Genomic DNA, 18,501 nt, shown 5'->3' on the forward strand with positions numbered 1-18,501 from the left:
ATCTACACAACGTTGGCTCAACGCTGAAAGCGCGGCGGATAGGGCTGTCGTGGTGAGCGGGCTTGTCCCGCGCTGGGCTGCGCAGCAGCCCCAAAACCAGCCTCTACAGAGTGTCTGATACACCGCGATCTTCTTGACTGGGGCTGCTGCGCAGCCCAACGCGGGACAAACCCGCTCGCCACAGGGAGATTTGTCAGGGTCTGAAAAGTTGCGTAGATGCCCTTGCCCCGATAGCGGAGTGTCAGTTGACATCTACTTAACTGATCCACCGCCATCGGGGGCAAGCCCCCTCCCACATTTTGATCTCCATGTATCAGGCACACATGTTCTCCGACGTCACAATCTGCGGCGCGATATACACCCGATGCCGCTCCGGATCAAACCCCTCGGCACTCTGCAATTCCACCAGCAACTGCACCAGCGCGTTCGCCGTCTGCCTGGGCTGGGAATCCATCACCACATCGATCAACCCCTGGCTCAGCGCCTGGCGTGACAGCGCCGTGGACTCCTGCAAAATGCAGCACAACGCCGGGCGCTTGGGCAGTTGCGCCAGGGCGCTGATGATGCCGTCGCCACCGCCACCCACCACGCACAGGCCGCGCAGGTCGGTGTGGCGGGTGAGCAGGTCGAGGGTGGCTTCTTCGGTGATGTCGCAGTTGTCCAGGTTGATCAGCGGCTCCAGCGGTTTGAGCCCCGGGGCGTGTTCGGCCAGGTAGCTGTGCAGGCCTTCGACCCGTGCCTGGTGACCGAGGAAGCGATGGCCGCCGAGCAGGATCCCCACGCTGCCTTTGCGTGCGCCGCAGGTGCGGGCGAGCAGCCAGCCCATGGTGCGCCCGACCACGTGGTTATCCTGGCCCACATAGGGTTCCAGGGCTTGCTCGTGAATATCCGAAAGCAGGGCCACCACCGGCACACCGGCCTCGCGGATCTGCGCCAGGCAGGCGTTGATCAGCGGGTGGGCGAAGCTGACCACGGCGAGGGCATCACACTGCACGGCCAGTTGTTCGATCTGCGCGACGATGACGCTGGGTGTGCGGTCGTGGATGTAGTCGAATTGGCAGGTCAGGTTGGCGCTGGCGTGATGCTGCGCCGCCTCGCTGATCGACTGCGCCAGGTGGGCATAGAACGCCTGGGCGGTGCCCAGCAGCAGGATGCCGAAGCGATAGGTGGGCCGGCGTTCGCGTATGCGTTGGCCGATCAGCCGCGCCGCAAAATAGCCCACCGCTTCGGCGGCCTGGAACACCTGCTCGGCCGTCTGCGGATTGACTGGCGCGCGCGCATTCAGCACGCGGTCGACGGTGGCCACGCTGAGGCCCGCATGGGCGGCGACGGTGGCGATGGTCGGGCGTTTATTGTTGTTCATGACAGCCCCCTTGAGCGTCTTGATAGAAAACTATCAAGCCCCGCTGGGCCTGGATGATAGCTTGATAGGGAATGGATTCAAGGCCTTGAGGGTGATTTAGCCGCGCTCTATCGTTGGTTTCGCAAAGCACCTGAAACCTCTCGCTTGCGGAGAACAATAACAATGCCTGAACACACCGCTCACACCGCTCGGCGCGACTACAGCCTCACCGGCCCCGAAGCTGCCCGCGCGGCGGAAAAAGGCCTGGTCTCGGCCAGTTGGTACCAATCGCCGATTTCCCGTAAACGCATGAAAGAACTGATGCAACGCCGCGACGGCCCGGCCTTGCTCGACACCGCTATATGGGTGAGTGCGCTGTTCGCCACTGGCTTCGGCGGCTACTGGTTCTGGGGCACGTGGGCCTGCGTGCCGTTCTTCCTCGCCTATGGCGTGCTGTACGGCACCGCGTCCAACCCGCGCTGGCACGAAACCGGCCACGGCACCGCGTTCAAGACCCGCTGGATGAACGACGTGCTATACCAGGTCGCAAGCTTCATGTGCATCTTCGAACCCCACGTGTGGCGCTGGAGCCATGCCCGGCACCACACCGACACCATCGTCGTCGGCCGCGACCCGGAGATCGTCGAGCCACGCCCGCCTAGCCTGCCGATGATGTTTCTCAGCCTGTTCAACCTGCCCCTGGCCTGGAAGACCTTCAGCGGTGTGGCGCGCCATGCCATCGGCCAGATGAGTGCCCAGGAGGCGGATTTCATCCCCGAATCCGAGTGGCCCAAGGTGTTCCGCGCCGCGCGTATCTGGGTCGGTATTTATGCGCTGGTGATCGGCACCGCGTTGTACCTGCACAGCTGGTTGCCGCTGATGCTGGTTGGGCTGCCAAGTATCTACGGCGCCTGGCTCGGCTACGTGTTCGGCCTCACCCAGCATGTGGGCCTGGCCGAAGATGTGCTCGACCACCGCAGCAACTGCCGCACCATCTACATGAACCGCGTGCTGCGCTTTATCTACATGGACATGAACTACCACCTCGAACACCACATGTACCCGATGGTGCCGTACCACGCCTTGGCGCAATTGCACGAAGAGATCCGCAGCGACTGCCCGCCGCCGTACGCCAACCTGTTCGAGGCGTACAAGGAGATCCTTCCGACGATCTGGAAGCAGCGCAGCGATCCGACTTACTTCGTCCAGCGTCCCATCCGCCCCAGCGCTGAACCGGCCGCCAGGGCCCCGATGCATGCAGAAGCCACTGCCGGCTGAATCCCACCCAAGAACAAGAGAAAACGCCATGAACGATCAATGGATCGACGTCTGCGCCGTGGGCGAAATAGACGCGGAAGACGTGCTGCGCTTCGACCACGGGGCGCACACCTACGCGGTGTTCCGCTCGGCGGACAATGAGTTTTTCGCCACCGCCGGCCTGTGCACCCACGAGAAAATCCACCTCGCCGACGGCCTGGTGATGGACCATGTGATCGAGTGCCCCAAGCACAACGGGCGCTTCGATTACCGCTCGGGCAAGGCCCTGGGCGCGCCGGTGTGCGTCAACCTCAAGACCTACCCGGTACGGGTCGAAGCGGGGCGGGTGTTGCTCGCCGTCACGGCTTGATGATGGACGCAGCCCTGATCATCGTCGGCGCCGGCCATGCCGGTGGCCGCGCGGCACTGACCCTGCGCGAGGAAGGCTACAGCGGGCGCCTGATCCTGATCGGCGACGAACCGTACGTGCCCTACGAGCGGCCGCCCCTTTCCAAGGGCCTGTTGCAAGGCAGCATGGACCTGGCCGGCTGCAGCCTGTGCGACAGCGCCCGGCTCGCCGAGTTGGGCATCGAACATATCGCCGGTAACCCGGTCCGCGAACTGGACCCGCCGCAGCACCGCCTGCAATTGGCCGACGGCCAGTGGCTGTCCTACGCCGGCCTGTTGCTGGCCACCGGGGGCAGGGCGCGGCGTCTGCCCCAGGCGCAGGCCAACGTGTTGTACCTGCGCACCCACGATGAAGCGCTGGCGCTGAAATCCGCGTTGCGGCCCGGAGCGCGGCTGGTGATTGTCGGCGGTGGGTTTATCGGCCTGGAAGTCGCGGCGACCGCTCGTGGCCTGGGCTGTGAGGTGACAGTGCTCGAAGCCGGGCCACGCTTGGCGGGCCGGGTGCTGGCGCCGGTCATCTCCGAGGCGCTGCTGCAGGTGCATCGCCAACAGGGTGTCGACGTGCGCTTGAATGTGGCGTTGGAGTCGATCCATGCAGAGGCGGTGCAACTGGTGGACGGGCAGTTACTGCCCTGCGACCTGGTGGTGGTCGGCATCGGCATGCAACCGAATATCGAGCTGGCCGTGGCGGCGGGGCTGGAGGTGGGGCAGGGCATTCGCGTCGATGCGCATCTGCGCACCAGCGTGCCGGACATCTACGCGGCAGGTGACGTGTGCGAGTTTCGCCTCGGCGGTGAGTACCAGCGCCAGGAAACCTGGCGCAATGCCGAGGCGCAAGGGCGGCATGCCGCATTGAACATGCTCGGGCGTGAGGAGCCGTTCGAAGCGCTGCCCGGCTTCTGGTCCGACCAGTACGACTGGGGCTTGCAGACCGTGGGCGTGATCACGCCGCTGACCGTCAGCCGTGCCTTGCCGGGCGCGGGGCTGTTGCTGTTCTACCTCGACGCCGACCAGCACTTGCAAGGCGCCTGCGGCTGGGGCCCCGGCAACAGCGTGGCCAAGGACATCAAGCTGTGCGAACGCCTGATCAACGCGCGCATCGCCCTGAACGCGGCCAGCCTGGCCGACCCCGACGTGTCCCTCAAACACCTGCTGCGAGGCTGATATGCGCCAATTCCTGGTATTCCAATCCCTCTGGGCGATGCACACCGAGCCCGGCCCCCTGGAGGCCCAACTCGACCGCATCAAGGCCGCCGGTTTCGACGGCATTACCGATCACTACTGGCACGCCGCCGATGTCGCGCGCCTGCACGCCGCCGCCACGGCGCGGGGCCTGCGGATCGAAGGCCAGTTGTTCCCGCAAAGCGTCGACGACCTGGCGGCCGCACTGGATGTGATCAGCCGCCACGGCTGCCACCACCTCACCCTGCAAGCCGATGTGCGCCCGCGCACCCAAACCGAAGCCGCCCGCTTGATCGAAGGCTGGCAACGCCTGGCCGAGCAGGTGGATTTTCCGGTGCTGCTGGAAACCCACCGCTATCGCCTGACCAACGACCTGCTGTTCACCCTCGACCTGCTGGCGCAGATGCCCGATTTGAAGCTGCTGGCCGACCTGTCTCACTACGTGGTCGGGCGCGAGCTGCCCGAGCCCGGCGCCGTTGAAGACGATGAGCAGATCCGCACGATCCTGCGCCACAGCTGGGGCTTTCATGGTCGTGTGGCCAGCAGTGAACAGGTGCAGGTGTCGCTGGCGTTCCCCCAGCACCAGGCCTGGGTGCAACGCTTTACCCAGTGGTGGCGCTACGGGATCGAGGACTGGCTGGCCCGCCCCGACACCCCGCACAGCCTGTCCTTCACCTGCGAACTGGGCCCGCCGCCCTATGCCATCACCGGTGCCGACGGGCGTGAAATCAGTGATCGCTGGGCCGAGGCGTTGCAGCTCAAGGCCTTGATTCGCGACGTGTGGCAGGCGTGCCGGAAATGATCTGCTAACCTGCGCGGGTTCACTCCCGCCCTTAGCCTGGATTTGCCCCATGCCGACTTCCTCCGTTCAGCCGCCTCTTGAACCGCAGTCCGTCTGCCACCCGATCACCAGCAGCGCGATCTTTATGGTCGCCACCATCGTCCCCGGCAGTGAAGACGGCGTGCGCGCCTGGTGCGCAGACATCGCCGGGCTGGTGCGTTCGGTGGGCAAGCGCGTGCCGGCGGGCAACCTCACCTGCGTCTGCGGCTTTGGCTCGCAGGCCTGGGACCGCTTGTTCGGCGCACCGCGCCCGGCGGCGTTGCACCCGTTTCGCGAGTTCGGTGTGGAAGGGCGCATGGCGGTGTCGACGCCCGGCGACATCCTCCTGCATATCCGCGCCGAGCAGATGGACCTGTGCTTTGAACTCGCCACCCAACTGATGACCGCCCTGGGCGATAGCGTGAAGGTGGTGGATGAAGTCCAGGGTTTCCGCTACTTCGACATGCGCAGCATCATCGGCTTTGTCGACGGCACCGAGAACCCGGTGGGGCGCAAGGCCGTGGGCTTCACTATCGTTGGCGACGAAGACCCCGGATTCGAAGGCGGCAGCTACGTGCTGGTGCAGAAGTACCTGCACAACATGACCGCCTGGAACGGCCTGACGGTCGAAGCCCAGGAGAAGGTGATCGGGCGCACCAAGCTGTCGGATATCGAGTTAGGCGAAGACGCCAAGCCGAGCAATGCCCACAGCGCCCTGACCGTGATCACCGACGAGAACGGCGAAGAAGTGAAAATCCTGCGCGACAACATGCCCTTCGGCCGCCCCGGTGCCGGGGAGTTCGGCACCTATTTCATCGGCTACGCACGCTCGCCGCAGCCGCTGGAGCAGATGCTGGAAAACATGTTCGTCGGCCGCCCGGCAGGCAACTACGACCGCTTGCTCGACTTCAGCACGGCGGTCACCGGCGGGTTGTTTTTCGTGCCATCGGCCGACCTGCTCGAAGCACTGGCGGAGCGTACGGGCGGGCTATAAGGCAAGGCAGTTCAAATGTGGGAGGGGGCAAGTCCCCTCCCACATGAGATTGATGCCGGGTTGAGACGGGGTGTTATATCAACCCAGCAACCCGGTACTGACCGACACAATCAGGAACACCCCCAGCAGCGCACGATAGATCACAAACGGCCAGGTGGAGAACCGCTCGAGGAACTTCATCAGGCCCCAGATCGCGAAGAACGCCGAGACACTGGCCACCACCAGCCCGAACAACAAATGCGGCCAGGCATGGGCGGGCATATCGGCATGCAGCAGCACCCACAGCTCCTTCAAACCGGCGAGGGCGATGGCGGGCAGGCCCAGCAGGAAGGAAAAGCGCGCGGCTTCTTCGCGTTTGAAGTTGAGGAACAGGGCCGCGGTGAGGGTCGAGCCGGAACGCGATACGCCCGGAATCAACGCGCCGATCTGCGCGACCCCGACAATCAGCGCATCCCGCAGGCGCATCTGGCTGACCTCGCGGGTATGCCGGGCACGCAGCTCGGCCGCCGCCAGCAGCACCGCCATTACCACGCAGGAAATACCGATCACCAGCAGCCCGCGCAGCGGCGAATTGCAGGCGTTCAGGGTCGACGACAAGGCCAGCCCGGCAATCCCGATCGGAATGGTCGCCAACACAATTGCCACCGCGAGCTTGAACCATGGATCGTTGTAGTCGCCCCGGCGCACCGCGCCGATGCTGCCCGTGGTCACTTGGCGCACATCGCGCCAGAAGTAACTGACCACCGCCGCCAGTGCCGCCAGCTGCATGGCCGCCGAAAACGCCGAACCGGGGTCTTGCCAGCCGAGCAGGGCGGGCACTACACGCATATGGGCGGTGGAGGAGACCGGCAACAATTCGGTAATGCCCTGGATCACGCCCAGGATAAAGATCTGCAGGTAATCCAGGGAGGCGAAGCCCACATCCAGGCCGGCGGTACAGACGTTGGTCAAAGTGCGTGTCCTTGAAAAAGTGGCGAACCGGCGGAGTTTATTCGAAATGTTTCAGCGCTTCGGCAGGGCTCGCCGCTATTTGCAATCGGTTCAGCAAGTAGAAAGGTTCGCGGCACTATTGGACTGCGCCGAGGTTTTGTGAACAATGGCGCCCTGCGTTTTTTGACCGAGAGCCCCATGCCTGAAACCACCGTGGAATTGATCCAGACCGGCCCCGAAGAAGCCGAGCTGATCCGCAATCTCTACCAGTACTACGCCTATGAATCGTCGGACTGGGAGCAGGAAGATGTCGAGGCGGACGGCCGTTTCTACATCCATGACCAGCACCTGAACCGCTATTGGCAAGACCCGCACTGGAGCGCCAACCTGTTGCTGGTGGACGGCTATATCGCCGGCTTCCTGCTGATCGAAGGCAGCGAGTTGCCGGGCATCGACGCCCTGGAACTGGCCGACCTGTTTATCCTCAAGCGCTATCGTCGCAAAGGCATCGGCCGCGCCATCGCCACCCAGGTGTTGTGCAGCGGCGAGGCGGATTGGCTGGTGCGGTTTTATGACCAGGACGAAGTGTCCCAGGCGTTCTGGCGTACGGTGCTGGATAACCTGCCGCGCCCGGTGCAGGCCCTTGAGCTGGCGGATGACCCGCAGTTGATGAGTTACCTGGTTACGCGGGCGGTGTTGCATTAAAGGTGTGCTGCATCGCCTGAGGCGGCTGCCCGAACGCCCTTAGAAACGCCTGGCGCATGCGCTCGCGATCACCGAAGCCGGTTTCGCGGGCCACCACTTCCACCGGATGACGGCTGGTTTCCATCATCGCCCGTGCGGCTTCAACCCGCAGGGATTCGATGGCCTTGGCCGGCGTCTGCCCGGTTTCTTCGCGAAATACCCGGCTGAACTGGCGCGGGCTCAGCCTGGCCACCTCGGCCAGGGCGTCCACCGACAGGTCATGGGTGAGGTTTTCGCGGGCGTAGGCCAGGGCCAGTTGCACACGGTCGGACTTGGGGTCCAACTCCAACAGTGCAGACAACTGCGATTGCTCGCTGCCCCGACGCTGGGCGATCACCAGCTTGCGCGCAATGCGCCGGGCGAGGTCGCTGCCCAGGTCGTTCTCCACCATGGCCAGCGCCATGTCCACCCCGGCACTCATGCCGGCGCCGGTCCATACCTGGCCGTCAACGATAAACAGCTTGTCTTCTTCCAGGCGGATATCCGGGTAGCGCTTGCGAAAGGCCGGCGCGTGGATCCAGTGGGTGGTGGTGCGTTTGCCGTCGAGCAAACCGGCCTCGGCCAGCACGAAGATGCCCATGCACAGCGACGCGACACGCCGCGATTGAGCCGAGGCGGCCTTGACCAGTGCCAGCAGGTTGGCCTCCGGCAGGCGAAACTCCAGGTAACCGCTGACGATCAGCGTGTCATAGCCTTGGGGCCGCAGGGGCGAGGTGTTCACCGAGAAGCCCTGGGACGTCATCACGGCGCCGCCGCTTTCCGACACCAGGTGAAACTCATAGGCGGGCTCTCCACGCAGCAGGTTCGCGCACTCGAACACCGAGCCCAGGCTGAGGCTCAGGGATTGGAAGTTCGGGTAAACCATCAGCGCAACGCTGTGCATCGCATGTCTCCAGGGGCGTGGGAGGGTGGATTGTCGGCGGCTGCCGGGAAAACGGCAACCGACTTCGGGTCATGTCCGGAATCCTTGCGCATATGACATTGTGAGGGGTTGGCGTGGTCCCTAACATTCCCTCAACGAACTAGACGACTGGTCTAATCGGACGGAGTGAAGCATGAGCAGCGAAACTAAAAGTGCACGGCAGACCATTCTCGACACGGCGCAGTTGATTGTTGGCCGTAAAGGATTTTCTGCGGTGGGCTTGAACGAAATACTGCAAGCCGCCGAGGTGCCTAAAGGTTCGTTCTATCACTACTTCAACTCCAAGGATGGCTTCGGTGTCGTGTTGCTCGACACCTACTTCGACAACTACGTGCACGGCATGCAGCAACTGTTCGACCAACCCGGTTTATCCCAGCACGCCAAGTTGATGCGTTATTGGCAGGCCTGGATCGACAATCAGACCGGTTGCACCGATGCGGGCAAGTGCCTTGCCGTCAAACTGGGTGCGGAGGTGTCAGACCTTTCAGAGCCCATGCGCCTGGCGCTGGAACGTGGCACGTCGCGCACCATCGATTTACTCGCCATCGCCATACAGCGTGGCCTTGAGGACGGTTCCCTGAACGTCGACCAAGCCCCTGCAAGCCTGGCCCGGCGCCTGTACGCGCTGTGGCTGGGGACCAGCGTCATGAGCAAGATCACCCGGACATCCGCGCCGTTTGATGAGGCGTTGCTGCTGACCCGACAGCTGTTGGGTTGCCCTGGACACACAGACATTCACTGATCGAGGCACTGGAAAATGAAAGTATTAATGGTACTGACCTCTCACGACCAGCTTGGCGACACCGGCCGCAAGACCGGCTTCTGGCTCGAAGAATTTGCCGCACCCTATTACGTGTTCAAGGACGCGGGCGCCGAACTGGTGCTGGCGTCCCCGGCCGGTGGCCAGCCGCCCCTGGACCCGGTGAGTGACGCGCCCGACGCGCAAACCGAGCAGACCCGCCGCTTTGCCGCCGACCCTGCCGCGCAACAGGCCCTGGCCAGCACGGTCAAGCTGGACACGGTCAACGCTGACGACTTCGACACCGTGTTCTACCCAGGCGGCCACGGCCCGCTGTGGGACCTGGCAGAGTCGCCGGTGTCCATCGCCCTGATCGAGTCCTTCGAGCGTGCCGGCAAGCCCATCGGCTTTGTCTGCCACGCACCGGGCGCCTTGCGTCACGTCAAGGCGGTCAATGGCGAGCCGCTGGTCAAGGGCCGTCGCGTCACCGGCTTCTCCAACTCGGAAGAAGCGGCGGTGGGCCTGACCGAGGTGGTGCCGTTCCTGATTGAAGATGATTTCAAGGCACTGGGCGGCAACTATCAGAAGGGCGCCGACTGGCAATCCTTCGTGCTCGAAGATGGTTTGCTGATCACTGGGCAGAACCCTGCCAGTTCCAGTGACGTGGCCAAGGCGCTGCTCAAACTCACCGCGTAAGTTAATTAACCCTTTCATTCATTGGCGACTTGCAACAGTCGCCAATGCTTTTGCTCGTCTCGAATTTGGAATACCCCAATGACTAACAGCGTTTTAAGTACCCCGGTCAAACTGGGCCGTCACACCTTGAACAACCGTATCGTGCTGCCACCGTTGACACGCCAGCGCAGCGCCCAGCCCGGCGATATCGCCACCGACCTGATGGCCGAGTATTACCGCCAGCGCGCTACGGCCGGTTTCATGGTCAGCGAAGGCACGCAGATCGAACCCCGTGGCCAGGGTTACGCCTGGACGCCGGGCATCTACACCCCGGCGCAGATCGACGGCTGGCGCAAGGTCACCGACGCGGTGCATGCCGAAGGCGGGGTGATCTTTGCCCAGTTGTGGCATGTGGGCCGTGTGTCCCACAACGCCTTGCAGCCTGACGGCGCCGCACCGGTGGCACCGTCGGCGATTCAAGCCCGGCAAGCCAAGGCCTTTATCCAAACCGGGCCGGGGGTCGGCGAATTGATGCAGCCGCCGGTGCCGCGAGCGTTGAGCGTGCTGGAGATCGAAGAATTGGTCGGGCAGTACGCCCAAGCGGCGCGCAATGCCCTGGACGCTGGGTTTGACGGCGTGGAAATTCATTCGGCCAACGGTTACCTGGTCAACCAGTTCATCTCGGCCCATGCCAACCAGCGCGACGATGAGTACGGTGGTTCGCTGCACAATCGCCTGCGCTTTTTGCGCGAGATCGTCGAAGCCGTCAGCAAGGTGGTCGGGCCGGAGCGCCTGGGCGTGCGGTTCTCGCCGTTGTTCAGCGGCACCGACCAGGACCGTGTGTACATCGGCCTGGTGGAAGAAGACCCGCACCACACCTACATCGAAGCGATCAAGGTGCTGGAACAGTCGGGCATCGCCTACGTGTCCATCGCCGAAGCCGACTGGGACAACGCCCCCGTGCTGCCCGACAGCTTCCGTGAGGCCGTGCGCAGCACCTTCAGCGGTCGCATTATCTACGCCGGTCGCTACACCGCTGAACGCGGCGCGAAACTGGTGGACGCCGGGCTGGCGGATTTGATTGCGTTCGGACGGCCGTTCATTGCCAACCCGGACCTGCCGCAACGGCTATTCAAGGGCTGGCCGTTGAACCCGCTGCGGGAAGAGGGGATGTATGGTGGCGGTGAGGCGGGATACATCGACTACCCCACCTATTCCGAGTAAGAACGCGGTCAATGTGGGAGGGGGCTTGCCCTGATTCCAGCCATTTAAGAAGGAACACTATTAACTGTGGTGAGCGGGCTTTTTGTGGTGAGCGGGCTTGCCCCGCGCTGGGCCGCGAAGCGGCCCCAATAAGAGCGCTGCAGTGTGTCAGGCAGCTCCGGGGCTGTGTTTGGGGCTGCTGCGCAGCCCAGCGCGGGGCAAGCCCGCTCACTACAGGTTGCTGCTTGCGCCTCACACATTTGCTTTGTGTTGCCTGCTGGTTACTCTACCCGCAACACAATCTTGCCGATATGGTCCCCACCTTCCATCCGCGCATGGGCCTGGGCGGCGTCGGTGTAGGCGTAGACCTTGTCGATGATCGGCAGGCAACGCCCGGCTTCCAGTACCGGCCAGATGTACTCGCGCAACTGTTCGGCAATCGCGGCTTTTTCAGCCTTGCTGCGCGCACGCAACAGTGAGCCGGTAATCACCGCGCGCTTGCCGAGGATGGTCAGCAGGTCGACGTCGTTGGCCTTGGCGCCGCCGAGGAAACCCAGCATCACCAGGTGCCCGTCCATGGCCAGGGCCTTGAGGTTGTTGTTCAGATACGAGCCGCCCATGATGTCGAGGATCACATCCACACCCTGGTCGTTGGTCTGTTGCGCGATGACCTCGGCAAAATCCTGTTCCCGGTAGTTGATCGGCTCGCCGCCCAGCTGGGCGATGGCCGCGCATTTGTCGGCGCTGCCGGCGGTGGCGAAGGCCTGGATGCCGAACTCGCGGCACAGCATCAGCGCGGTCGTACCGATGCCGCTGGTGCCGCCGTGGATCAGCACGCGCTGGCCGGTGTGGGCATCGCCGAGGCCGAACAGGTTGGCCCACACGGTGAAGAAGGTTTCCGGCACGGCGGCGGCTTGAGTCCAGTCCATGCCTTCAGGAATCGGCAGCGCCTGGCTGGCGGGCACCGTGCAGAACTGCGCATAGCCGCCGCCATTGGTCAGGGCGCAGACCTTATCGCCCACGGCGAATTCGCTCACGCCGTCGCCCAGCGCGGCGACTTCGCCCGCCACTTCCAGGCCAGGCAGCGGGTTCATGCCGGGTTTCATCGGGTACTTGCCGGCGCGTTGCAGGGCGTCGGGGCGATTCACACCGGCCGCATGCACGCGAATCAGGATCTCGCCGGGGCCCGCCACCGGCACATCTGCCCGGCGTGGTTGCAGCACCTCGGGGCCACCGGGGGTGGTGATTTCGATCAGGGTCATTTCTTTGGGAAGCGTCATTTCAGATTACCTGCAGCGATGAGCGTATGGGTTGGGACCGCGTCGGACGGCCGGCGGTTCAGCAGGCGCATGCCCGGCTCCAGGGCCAGGGCGACCACTATCGCCCCGGCGGCGATCAGGAACAACAGCGCATGCTGGCCTCCGCTGACGTTGAACAGGGCGGAATAGGCAAACCCCGAGAGTGCCTGGAAAGTCGCAAAGGACACCGTGGCACGGCTCCACGCGACCTGCTGCTGATGATGGTCGGGGAGCAGTTCGTGCACCCGCGCCAGCGCCAACGGCACGATGCCCGGCGGGAAAGAACCGAGGATCACCGCGAGCACCGCCAGGCCAGTCAACGAGCCGGCAAACGACAACGCACCGACGGCAATCGCCTGCACCACCAGCACCACGCGGATGCTCAAGCGCGCCCCCAGTTTGTCTGCCAGGAACCCGTAGGTGACCGGCCCCACAATCGACCCCAGGCCGTACATCACCCAGATCATCGCGCCGATATGCGCCCCGGCCCCCAGGCCACGGGCCACGTAATCCACCAGGAACACCATCGCCGGTACCAGCCCTGCGGCCATGAAGGCGTATTGGGCGAACAGCAGGTACACGCCGGAAGGCGTTGCTACGGCCGCGCCGGATGGCGGCGCGTCTTCATGCAGCGTGCCCGCAGGCCAGGCGAACCAGCTGGCGGCGGTCAACACCACGGCCAGCAGGCCGAGGCCGAACCAGGTCTGCTGCAAGCCCAGGCTCAGCAGCGGCGGCACCAGCGTGCCGGAACCGGCGATGCCCAGGCCGATGCCGAGGAAAATCGCACCGCTGGCCAAGCCTCGTCGCGCTGCCGGAACATGGGGCAACACGGTCGCCGCCACCAGCACCATGATTGCGCCACCGGCAATCCCCGACAGCAGGCGCCAAGCGAAGAACCACACCACCGACAGCGGGAAGCCACAGGCGAAGAACGCCAGGGTCACCGCCACCATCATGATGCGCAGCGCAGTCCTGTTCGAGGTGCGCTGGGCGATGGGCCGCCCGATCAGCGCGCCGATCAGGTAACCCACCAGGTTGGCGGCACCGAGGTACACCACGTCATTGGCGCTGAACCAGTGGGCCTGGATCAGCGACGGAATCAACGGCGTGTACGCAAAGCGTGCCAGGCCGATGCTGACCAGGCTGGCGCACAGGCCGGCGAAGATCGGCAGCCACACGGAGCGGCGGGGTGGGGCGTGAGTGTCGAACATGATGGCGGTCCTGGGTATTTTTCTCTGGTGCCCAGCATATCCAGGTTTTTGGATGCAATAATGCAGCGAATACACGTCGCTGTGATGCAGATATGCAGCATAAGGAAACCGCATGAATTGGGATGATGCACGGGTGTTCCTGGCGGTTTGCCGCGAGTCGACGTTGCGCGGGGCCGCACGGGTATTGGGGGTCGACCAGGCCACAGTCGGGCGGCGGGTCAACGCCCTGGAAAAGTCCCTGGGGGCCACGCTGTTCCTGCGCACCTCCGAAGGCTACGCCCTGACCGCCGTCGGCGAGGCCGCCCTGCACTCGGTGGAAAAAATGGAACGCTCGGCTCTGGAACTGGAGCGCCAGATCCAGGGCCTGGATGACCGCCTGACCGGCACCGTACGGGTCAGCACCACCGACTCCCTGGCCATCGACTTCCTGATCCCGGCGATTGCGCGCCTGCACATCCAGCACCCGGATGTGCGCGTGCAGCTCGACGCGTCTACCCAGTTCCTGAGCCTGGCCAAACGCGAGACCGACATCGCCGTGCGCAACACCCGCCCGGACAGCCCCGACCTGATCGCCCGGCGTCTCGCGCGCTGGCCGGTGGGGTTGTTTGCGTCCCAGGCCTATATCGATCGCCAGGGTACGCCGGAGCCGGGCAGCCTGTTTGAAGGGCATGATCTTGTGGTCTATCAACCGTACCTGCAAACCCAGAAGGACATGACCCTGGTCTCGGAACCCCTGGGCCGTGGGCGCATCGTCGCCGCCCTGAGTTCCAGCCTGTTGGTGCGCCGCTCCATCGCCGCCGGGATCGGCATCGGCGAAATCCCGATCCTCACCGGTGAGCGCGACGGGTTGGTGCGCCTGTGGCCGGAGCGCACGCGGCCGTTGCCTTACGACGTCTGGCTGGTGACCCACGCCGACCTGCGCCACACCGCACGGGTGCGAGCGGTGATCGATGAAATCGTCGCGGGGTTTGCCGGCACCGGGGAGTGAGGTCAGCACACGGTTGCAAGCGTGCGTACCGCTCTGTGGACACAATCGAGGTCGATAACCTGTCAACCCACCGGAGCGCATATGAACGAATCAAGACACCAGGACCTGGGGCTGTTGTTTCTGCGAGGCAGCGGGGCGCTGTTCCTGCTGTGGGTGCATGGCCTGCCCAAGTTGCTCAACTACAGCGAGCAGTTGAAGCAGATCGAAGACCCGTTTCACCTCGGCGCCCATGTCACCTTGCTGCTGGCGATTTTCGCCGAAGTGCTGTGCCCGCTGCTGATCATCGCCGGGGTGCTGGTGCGCCTGGCGTGCCTGCCGATTCTGGCGGTGCTGTTGATTGCGATGGTGGTGGTGCATCCGGAGTGGACGCTGCTGGAAGGGCAATTCGGCTGGCTGCTGTTGATCATGTTCACCACGCTGCTGATCAGCGGGCCAGGGCGCCTGGTGCTGAGCCAGCGTTTCTCCTGAGCAAAAAAAGGCCGGGCGAGCCCGGCCAAAATAAGGAGCGGGTGTTTTAGCGATTGAGGAACGCCAGCAGGTCTTCATTCAAGGCCTGAGCGTGGGTCACGGCAAAACCGTGGGGCGCATCCTTGTACACCTTCAGCTCGGCGCCCTTGATCATCTCGGCCGCCACCTTGCCGGTGGTCTCGAATGGCACGATCTGGTCACCGTCACCGTGGATCACCAGGGTCGGCACGTCGATCCTGGCCATGTCCGGGCGGAAGTCGGTCTCGGAGAAGGCGGTGACGCAATCCACGGTCGACTTGAGGGACGCCAGCATGGCGATTTGCAGGGTCTGGGTCAGCGTACCTTCGGAAACGACCTGGCCCTTGTTGATGCCGAAGAACGGCGTGTTGAAGTCAGCGATGAACTGCGCACGGTCTTTCAGCAACCCGGCCTTGATGCCGTCGAACACTTCGGTCGGCACGCCCTGGGGATAATCGGGCTTCTGGCCGAAGATCGGCGTCACTGCGCCCAGCAGCACCAGGCCGGCCACGCGTGCACTGCCGTGGCGTGCGATGTAGCGGGCGACGTCGCCGCCTCCCATGGAGAAGCCCACCAGGGTCACATCCTTGAGGTCCAGGTGTTCGATCAACTGCGCGATGTCGTCGGCGAAGGTGTCATAGTCGTTGCCGGTCCACGGCTGGTCCGAGCGGCCAAAGCCACGGCGGTCGAACGCGATGGTGCGAAAGCCACGGCTGCTGAGGTACTCCATCTGGTATTCCCACATGTCGGCATCCAGCGGCCAGCCGTGGCTGAACAGCACGGGCTTACCGCTGCCCCAATCCTTGAAGTAGATCTGGGTACCGTCTTTGGCAACGAATGTGCTCATGGAAAACTCCTTGATTGAGGGACTGAAAAACCAGCCTCACTATTGCCCGAAACCGGGCCGGGGGCTTGTACGGGTGTGCTTGCCTGGGGTCACCAACTGAACTTGAGCTCGACCCCCAGGTAATTGCTGTCATCGCCGCCGGCATCGCGCAAGGTGCGGCCGACCGCGTAGTGCACCGCTTCAACCGCGCCGGTGAGGTTTGGCGTAAACACATAGTCGGTACGCAGCTGACCATAGGCACCGGTCCAGCGTTCACCCTGGCCTGCGGTGCCGGCGACGGGCAGGTTCGGCTGGGTGTACACCGCGTCGCTGGTGGTCTGGCGCCACAGCAGTCCGACGGCGGTCTGCACGCTGAGCTTGTCGATGGGCTTGACGGTGATCGACGGTTTGACGTGAATCAGGTTGCTGTAGCCCGTATAGCCGGCCAGGGAAAAATAGTAGCCGTTGGGGAACAGCGGGTTGAACGTGCCGACGGTGCCGTCCCCGGTCTTGCGGTCGCCCGAGGCAATGTCCAGCTGCAGGCCGATGCGCGGCTTCCACGCCAGGCTCTCGAAGGTGTACCCCGTGCGGCTGCCACCGGCCCAGGCGCGAATATCCTTGCTGCCCACCGAGCCGCTTTGCAGCATGGCTTCGATGTCCCAGTCGAATCCCTGGGCCGCACCGCCCAGGCGTGCGTCGAACAGATGGCGGGTTTCATCGCCGTCCGCGTCGAGGTAATGCGCGGCACTGCGTTCGTACACGCCGTAGTAGGCCGACAGCTCATTCTTGCCGCCCACCAGCCGCTCGACCCGCAGCATGTGGAAGCGCGCGTCACGGTTGGATGTGTCGTCGAAGTGCCGATCGTCCTGATACTGCACCGGCTGGCTGGCGATCCCGATAAAGCGCCAGTTGGGCGTCTCCCAATCGGCCCACAGCGCATCGAAGGATTGCCGCACATTCGGGCCGTCCCGCGATGAGATGAAACGTTGCAAGTCGAAGGCGAAGTCCTGGCGCCCGACACGGGCCTTGAGGGTGCCGCTGCCGAAGGCATTGACGTATTCGGCGAAGGCCAGGCGCAGATCGACGCGGTTCTGATCGGCGCCGCCGACCGTGGTCTTGTCGTAGGCGCGTACGTCTTCGAGTTGGGTGAAGAGCCGCCAGTGTTCATTCAAGTGCAGGTCGGCGTGCACCTGGAAGCGCTGGATCAGGTAGCGATCTCGCTTCACGTCCTTCACCCCAAAACCACTGGCATCGTTCATCTCGAAGCGCTCACGCAGCGTCGCCCCCAATGACAAATAGGTGAACGGGTTGGCGCTGGACAGCGGGATGTACTTCACGCTGTCCAGCGGCTGCGTGCGCAACGCCGGGTCACGCAGCACCGACCAGTCCTCCTGCCAGCGGTTGGTCTTGATGGCCGGTCGTGCCGGTTGCTCGTCGGCGTGGGCGCTGCCGACCAGCAGCGGCCACAGCACGGCCAGGCCCCAGCCTGTGCGGCGAATCATTTTGTGGCGTGGAGCTGGTGAATTTCCGCGACGTAGCCGCCGGGGAACTCAACCACGGCGCTGCGACGGCCCTTGCTGTCAAAGGCCGGCACCAACACCTTGGCGCCGGAACCGGTGGCCTTGCCCAGGGTGGCCGTCAGGTCAGGCACTTGGTAACCGGTGGTCTCGTGGCCGAAGGGGTAGGGCAGGTGGCCGTTGGTGACCAGCACCGCCATGCGCCCGAATGGCGACTCGATATCGACGCGACGGTAAGTGCCAGTGGCCTGACCCACATCGACGCCAGGCGCGTGTTTGTCATCGGCCAGGACCTTGCCGTGGGAGAAGCCCAGGAACGCTTTGATAAAGGCGTCAGCGCGATCGGTGGACAGGTACACGCGGTTTTCCGGCACGGTCTGGAACGCCGCGTAGTCCGGGGTCTTGGTGTGCCAGTAGAGCTGCATGTTCACGCCGCCCGGCCATTGCACCACGGCGTCTCGGCCGATCGGGTCCGGGAAGTCGCTGACGATAACGGCGGCGCCGTTTTCCCGCGCGGCGTTGAGCGCCGCGTCCATGTCCTTGACCAGGTAGCCGTTGCGTTCCTGGCCGAAGGGGTGCGGGATGGGCGTGGTGAAACCGAACAGCGACACCGTGCCCGCCGGCGTCTGCAGCAGTTGCGAGGTGGTACTGCTCGGCACCGGCAGCACGTTCACCACCACCTGGGGCGTGCTCTTGCCGCCAAAGGTGGCGAGGAAACTCTGGGCGAAACGCTCCACATCCGCCGGGGCCACATACACGTGGCTGGTGTCGTATTGCGGCGCCACGGCCACGCTCGGGGTTGCCGCGAAGGCATTGCCCATCATTGCGCTCGCCAGCAGCGTCAATGCCACAGATACCTTGATTGCTTTGCTGCCCATGCCCACTCTCCAGCACTTCTACGGGATTGAAAGCCGTGAGGTTAGGGGCAGGGACGCGATGGAAATTGTACAAACGTGCTC

Annotated in this window: 18 protein-coding genes and 1 pseudogene; 11 read left to right on the top strand and 8 right to left on the bottom strand. The window is 64.1% G+C overall.

The annotated features are described in order from the left end of the window. Window positions 1–313: 313 nt before the first annotated feature. Window positions 314–1,363 carry a LacI family DNA-binding transcriptional regulator gene (locus tag FX984_RS30755; RefSeq protein ID WP_027607577.1) on the bottom strand — a complete coding sequence of 350 codons (1,050 nt, stop codon included), beginning with the start codon at window positions 1,361–1,363 and terminating at the stop codon, window positions 314–316. Window positions 1,364–1,525: 162 nt separating this feature from the next. Between FX984_RS30755 and FX984_RS30760 the strand changes: the two genes are divergently transcribed. From FX984_RS30760 to FX984_RS30780, 5 genes are read left to right on the top strand one after another with little or no spacing between them, the layout of a single operon-like run. Then, on the top strand, window positions 1,526–2,620 hold the full coding sequence (locus FX984_RS30760; protein WP_092359725.1) for a fatty acid desaturase family protein: 1,095 nt from the start codon (window positions 1,526–1,528) through the stop codon (window positions 2,618–2,620). Between the two features lie 28 nt (window positions 2,621–2,648). Further along, window positions 2,649–2,969: a MocE family 2Fe-2S type ferredoxin gene (locus FX984_RS30765; protein WP_027607575.1), complete on the top strand. Its 321-nt coding sequence runs from the start codon at window positions 2,649–2,651 to the stop codon at window positions 2,967–2,969. A gap of 2 nt (window positions 2,970–2,971) precedes the next feature. Next, window positions 2,972–4,171, top strand: coding sequence for an NAD(P)/FAD-dependent oxidoreductase (locus FX984_RS30770; RefSeq protein ID WP_092359727.1), 1,200 nt, complete (start codon window positions 2,972–2,974; stop codon window positions 4,169–4,171). Window position 4,172: 1 nt separating this feature from the next. Continuing rightward, complete coding sequence (locus FX984_RS30775) at window positions 4,173–4,991, top strand: sugar phosphate isomerase/epimerase family protein (protein WP_092359729.1); 819 nt, start codon at window positions 4,173–4,175, stop codon at window positions 4,989–4,991. A gap of 49 nt (window positions 4,992–5,040) precedes the next feature. Beyond that, a complete protein-coding gene (locus FX984_RS30780) occupies window positions 5,041–6,003 on the top strand; it encodes a Dyp-type peroxidase (protein ID WP_146478222.1) in 963 nt (320 codons plus the stop codon). A gap of 78 nt (window positions 6,004–6,081) precedes the next feature. On the opposite strand, the gene FX984_RS30785 is transcribed toward FX984_RS30780, so the two are convergent. After that, a complete protein-coding gene (locus tag FX984_RS30785) occupies window positions 6,082–6,954 on the bottom strand; it encodes an undecaprenyl-diphosphate phosphatase (RefSeq protein ID WP_108574877.1) in 873 nt (290 codons plus the stop codon). Between the two features lie 177 nt (window positions 6,955–7,131). On the opposite strand from FX984_RS30785, the gene FX984_RS30790 reads away from it, so the two are divergent. Next, entirely contained in the window at window positions 7,132–7,638 is a 507-nt protein-coding gene (locus tag FX984_RS30790; RefSeq protein WP_043293772.1) for a GNAT family N-acetyltransferase, read from the top strand. Here the strand turns inward: FX984_RS30790 and FX984_RS30795 are convergent. Further along, the gene (locus FX984_RS30795) at window positions 7,616–8,560 is read right to left on the bottom strand and encodes a GlxA family transcriptional regulator (RefSeq protein WP_027607569.1); all 945 of its coding nucleotides are present in this window, start codon (window positions 8,558–8,560) and stop codon (window positions 7,616–7,618) included. The two genes, FX984_RS30790 and FX984_RS30795, sit on opposite strands and share 23 nt — an antisense overlap. A 172-nt stretch (window positions 8,561–8,732) precedes the next feature. On the opposite strand from FX984_RS30795, the pseudogene FX984_RS30800 reads away from it, so the two are divergent. The 3 genes and pseudogenes from FX984_RS30800 to FX984_RS30810 all read left to right on the top strand — a co-directional run bounded on the left by FX984_RS30800 (window position 8,733) and on the right by FX984_RS30810 (window position 11,237). After that, window positions 8,733–9,360: pseudogene (locus FX984_RS30800) on the top strand (TetR/AcrR family transcriptional regulator). Further along, window positions 9,357–10,034, top strand: coding sequence for a type 1 glutamine amidotransferase domain-containing protein (locus tag FX984_RS30805; protein WP_027607567.1), 678 nt, complete (start codon window positions 9,357–9,359; stop codon window positions 10,032–10,034). The pseudogene FX984_RS30800 and the gene FX984_RS30805 overlap by 4 nt, the downstream one beginning before the upstream one ends. A 78-nt stretch (window positions 10,035–10,112) precedes the next feature. Continuing rightward, window positions 10,113–11,237, top strand: a complete 1,125-nt coding sequence (locus tag FX984_RS30810; protein ID WP_146478220.1) for an alkene reductase — start codon at window positions 10,113–10,115, stop codon at window positions 11,235–11,237. Window positions 11,238–11,497: 260 nt separating this feature from the next. On the opposite strand, the gene FX984_RS30815 is transcribed toward FX984_RS30810, so the two are convergent. Continuing rightward, complete coding sequence (locus tag FX984_RS30815; protein ID WP_146478218.1) at window positions 11,498–12,496, bottom strand: NAD(P)H-quinone oxidoreductase; 999 nt, start codon at window positions 12,494–12,496, stop codon at window positions 11,498–11,500. Further along, window positions 12,493–13,725, bottom strand: a complete 1,233-nt coding sequence (locus tag FX984_RS30820; protein WP_146478216.1) for a YbfB/YjiJ family MFS transporter — start codon at window positions 13,723–13,725, stop codon at window positions 12,493–12,495. Before FX984_RS30820 ends, FX984_RS30815 begins: the two co-directional genes overlap by 4 nt. A gap of 112 nt (window positions 13,726–13,837) precedes the next feature. Here FX984_RS30820 and FX984_RS30825 point away from each other — a divergent pair, with 112 nt between their 5' ends. After that, entirely contained in the window at window positions 13,838–14,713 is an 876-nt protein-coding gene (locus FX984_RS30825) for a LysR family transcriptional regulator (protein ID WP_027607563.1), read from the top strand. A gap of 81 nt (window positions 14,714–14,794) precedes the next feature. Next, complete coding sequence (locus tag FX984_RS30830) at window positions 14,795–15,181, top strand: DoxX family protein (protein WP_092359737.1); 387 nt, start codon at window positions 14,795–14,797, stop codon at window positions 15,179–15,181. A gap of 46 nt (window positions 15,182–15,227) precedes the next feature. Here FX984_RS30830 and FX984_RS30835 read toward each other — a convergent pair whose 3' ends face one another. The 3 genes from FX984_RS30835 to FX984_RS30845 all read right to left on the bottom strand — a co-directional run bounded on the left by FX984_RS30835 (window position 15,228) and on the right by FX984_RS30845 (window position 18,420). Next, a complete protein-coding gene (locus FX984_RS30835) occupies window positions 15,228–16,046 on the bottom strand; it encodes an alpha/beta fold hydrolase (protein WP_027607561.1) in 819 nt (272 codons plus the stop codon). A gap of 89 nt (window positions 16,047–16,135) precedes the next feature. Beyond that, window positions 16,136–17,527: an alginate export family protein gene (locus tag FX984_RS30840; protein WP_146478214.1), complete on the bottom strand. Its 1,392-nt coding sequence runs from the start codon at window positions 17,525–17,527 to the stop codon at window positions 16,136–16,138. Then, complete coding sequence (locus FX984_RS30845; RefSeq protein ID WP_146478212.1) at window positions 17,524–18,420, bottom strand: VOC family protein; 897 nt, start codon at window positions 18,418–18,420, stop codon at window positions 17,524–17,526. Before FX984_RS30845 ends, FX984_RS30840 begins: the two co-directional genes overlap by 4 nt. Between the last annotated feature and the right edge of the window lie 81 nt (window positions 18,421–18,501).

The sequence above is a fragment of the Pseudomonas marginalis genome (assembly GCF_008692035.1).
Taxonomy (GTDB): Bacteria; Pseudomonadota; Gammaproteobacteria; order Pseudomonadales; family Pseudomonadaceae; genus Aquipseudomonas; species Aquipseudomonas marginalis.

Bases quoted from the DNA above. Each gene is read 5' to 3' on its own strand.
- FX984_RS30810 (WP_146478220.1), top strand. From the start codon at position 10,113: ATGACTAACAGCGTTTTAAGTACCCCGGTCAAACTGGGCCGTCACACC.
- FX984_RS30760 (WP_092359725.1), top strand. From the start codon at position 1,526: ATGCCTGAACACACCGCTCACACCGCTCGGCGCGACTACAGCCTCACC.
- FX984_RS30820 (WP_146478216.1), bottom strand. From the start codon at position 13,725: ATGTTCGACACTCACGCCCCACCCCGCCGCTCCGTGTGGCTGCCGATC.
- FX984_RS30845 (WP_146478212.1), bottom strand. From the start codon at position 18,420: ATGGGCAGCAAAGCAATCAAGGTATCTGTGGCATTGACGCTGCTGGCG.
- FX984_RS30830 (WP_092359737.1), top strand. From the start codon at position 14,795: ATGAACGAATCAAGACACCAGGACCTGGGGCTGTTGTTTCTGCGAGGC.
- FX984_RS30840 (WP_146478214.1), bottom strand. From the start codon at position 17,527: ATGATTCGCCGCACAGGCTGGGGCCTGGCCGTGCTGTGGCCGCTGCTG.
- FX984_RS30815 (WP_146478218.1), bottom strand. From the start codon at position 12,496: ATGACGCTTCCCAAAGAAATGACCCTGATCGAAATCACCACCCCCGGT.
- FX984_RS30835 (WP_027607561.1), bottom strand. From the start codon at position 16,046: ATGAGCACATTCGTTGCCAAAGACGGTACCCAGATCTACTTCAAGGAT.
- FX984_RS30780 (WP_146478222.1), top strand. From the start codon at position 5,041: ATGCCGACTTCCTCCGTTCAGCCGCCTCTTGAACCGCAGTCCGTCTGC.
- FX984_RS30825 (WP_027607563.1), top strand. From the start codon at position 13,838: ATGAATTGGGATGATGCACGGGTGTTCCTGGCGGTTTGCCGCGAGTCG.
- FX984_RS30770 (WP_092359727.1), top strand. From the start codon at position 2,972: ATGGACGCAGCCCTGATCATCGTCGGCGCCGGCCATGCCGGTGGCCGC.
- FX984_RS30795 (WP_027607569.1), bottom strand. From the start codon at position 8,560: ATGCACAGCGTTGCGCTGATGGTTTACCCGAACTTCCAATCCCTGAGC.
- FX984_RS30790 (WP_043293772.1), top strand. From the start codon at position 7,132: ATGCCTGAAACCACCGTGGAATTGATCCAGACCGGCCCCGAAGAAGCC.
- FX984_RS30755 (WP_027607577.1), bottom strand. From the start codon at position 1,363: ATGAACAACAATAAACGCCCGACCATCGCCACCGTCGCCGCCCATGCG.
- FX984_RS30775 (WP_092359729.1), top strand. From the start codon at position 4,173: ATGCGCCAATTCCTGGTATTCCAATCCCTCTGGGCGATGCACACCGAG.
- FX984_RS30805 (WP_027607567.1), top strand. From the start codon at position 9,357: ATGAAAGTATTAATGGTACTGACCTCTCACGACCAGCTTGGCGACACC.
- FX984_RS30765 (WP_027607575.1), top strand. From the start codon at position 2,649: ATGAACGATCAATGGATCGACGTCTGCGCCGTGGGCGAAATAGACGCG.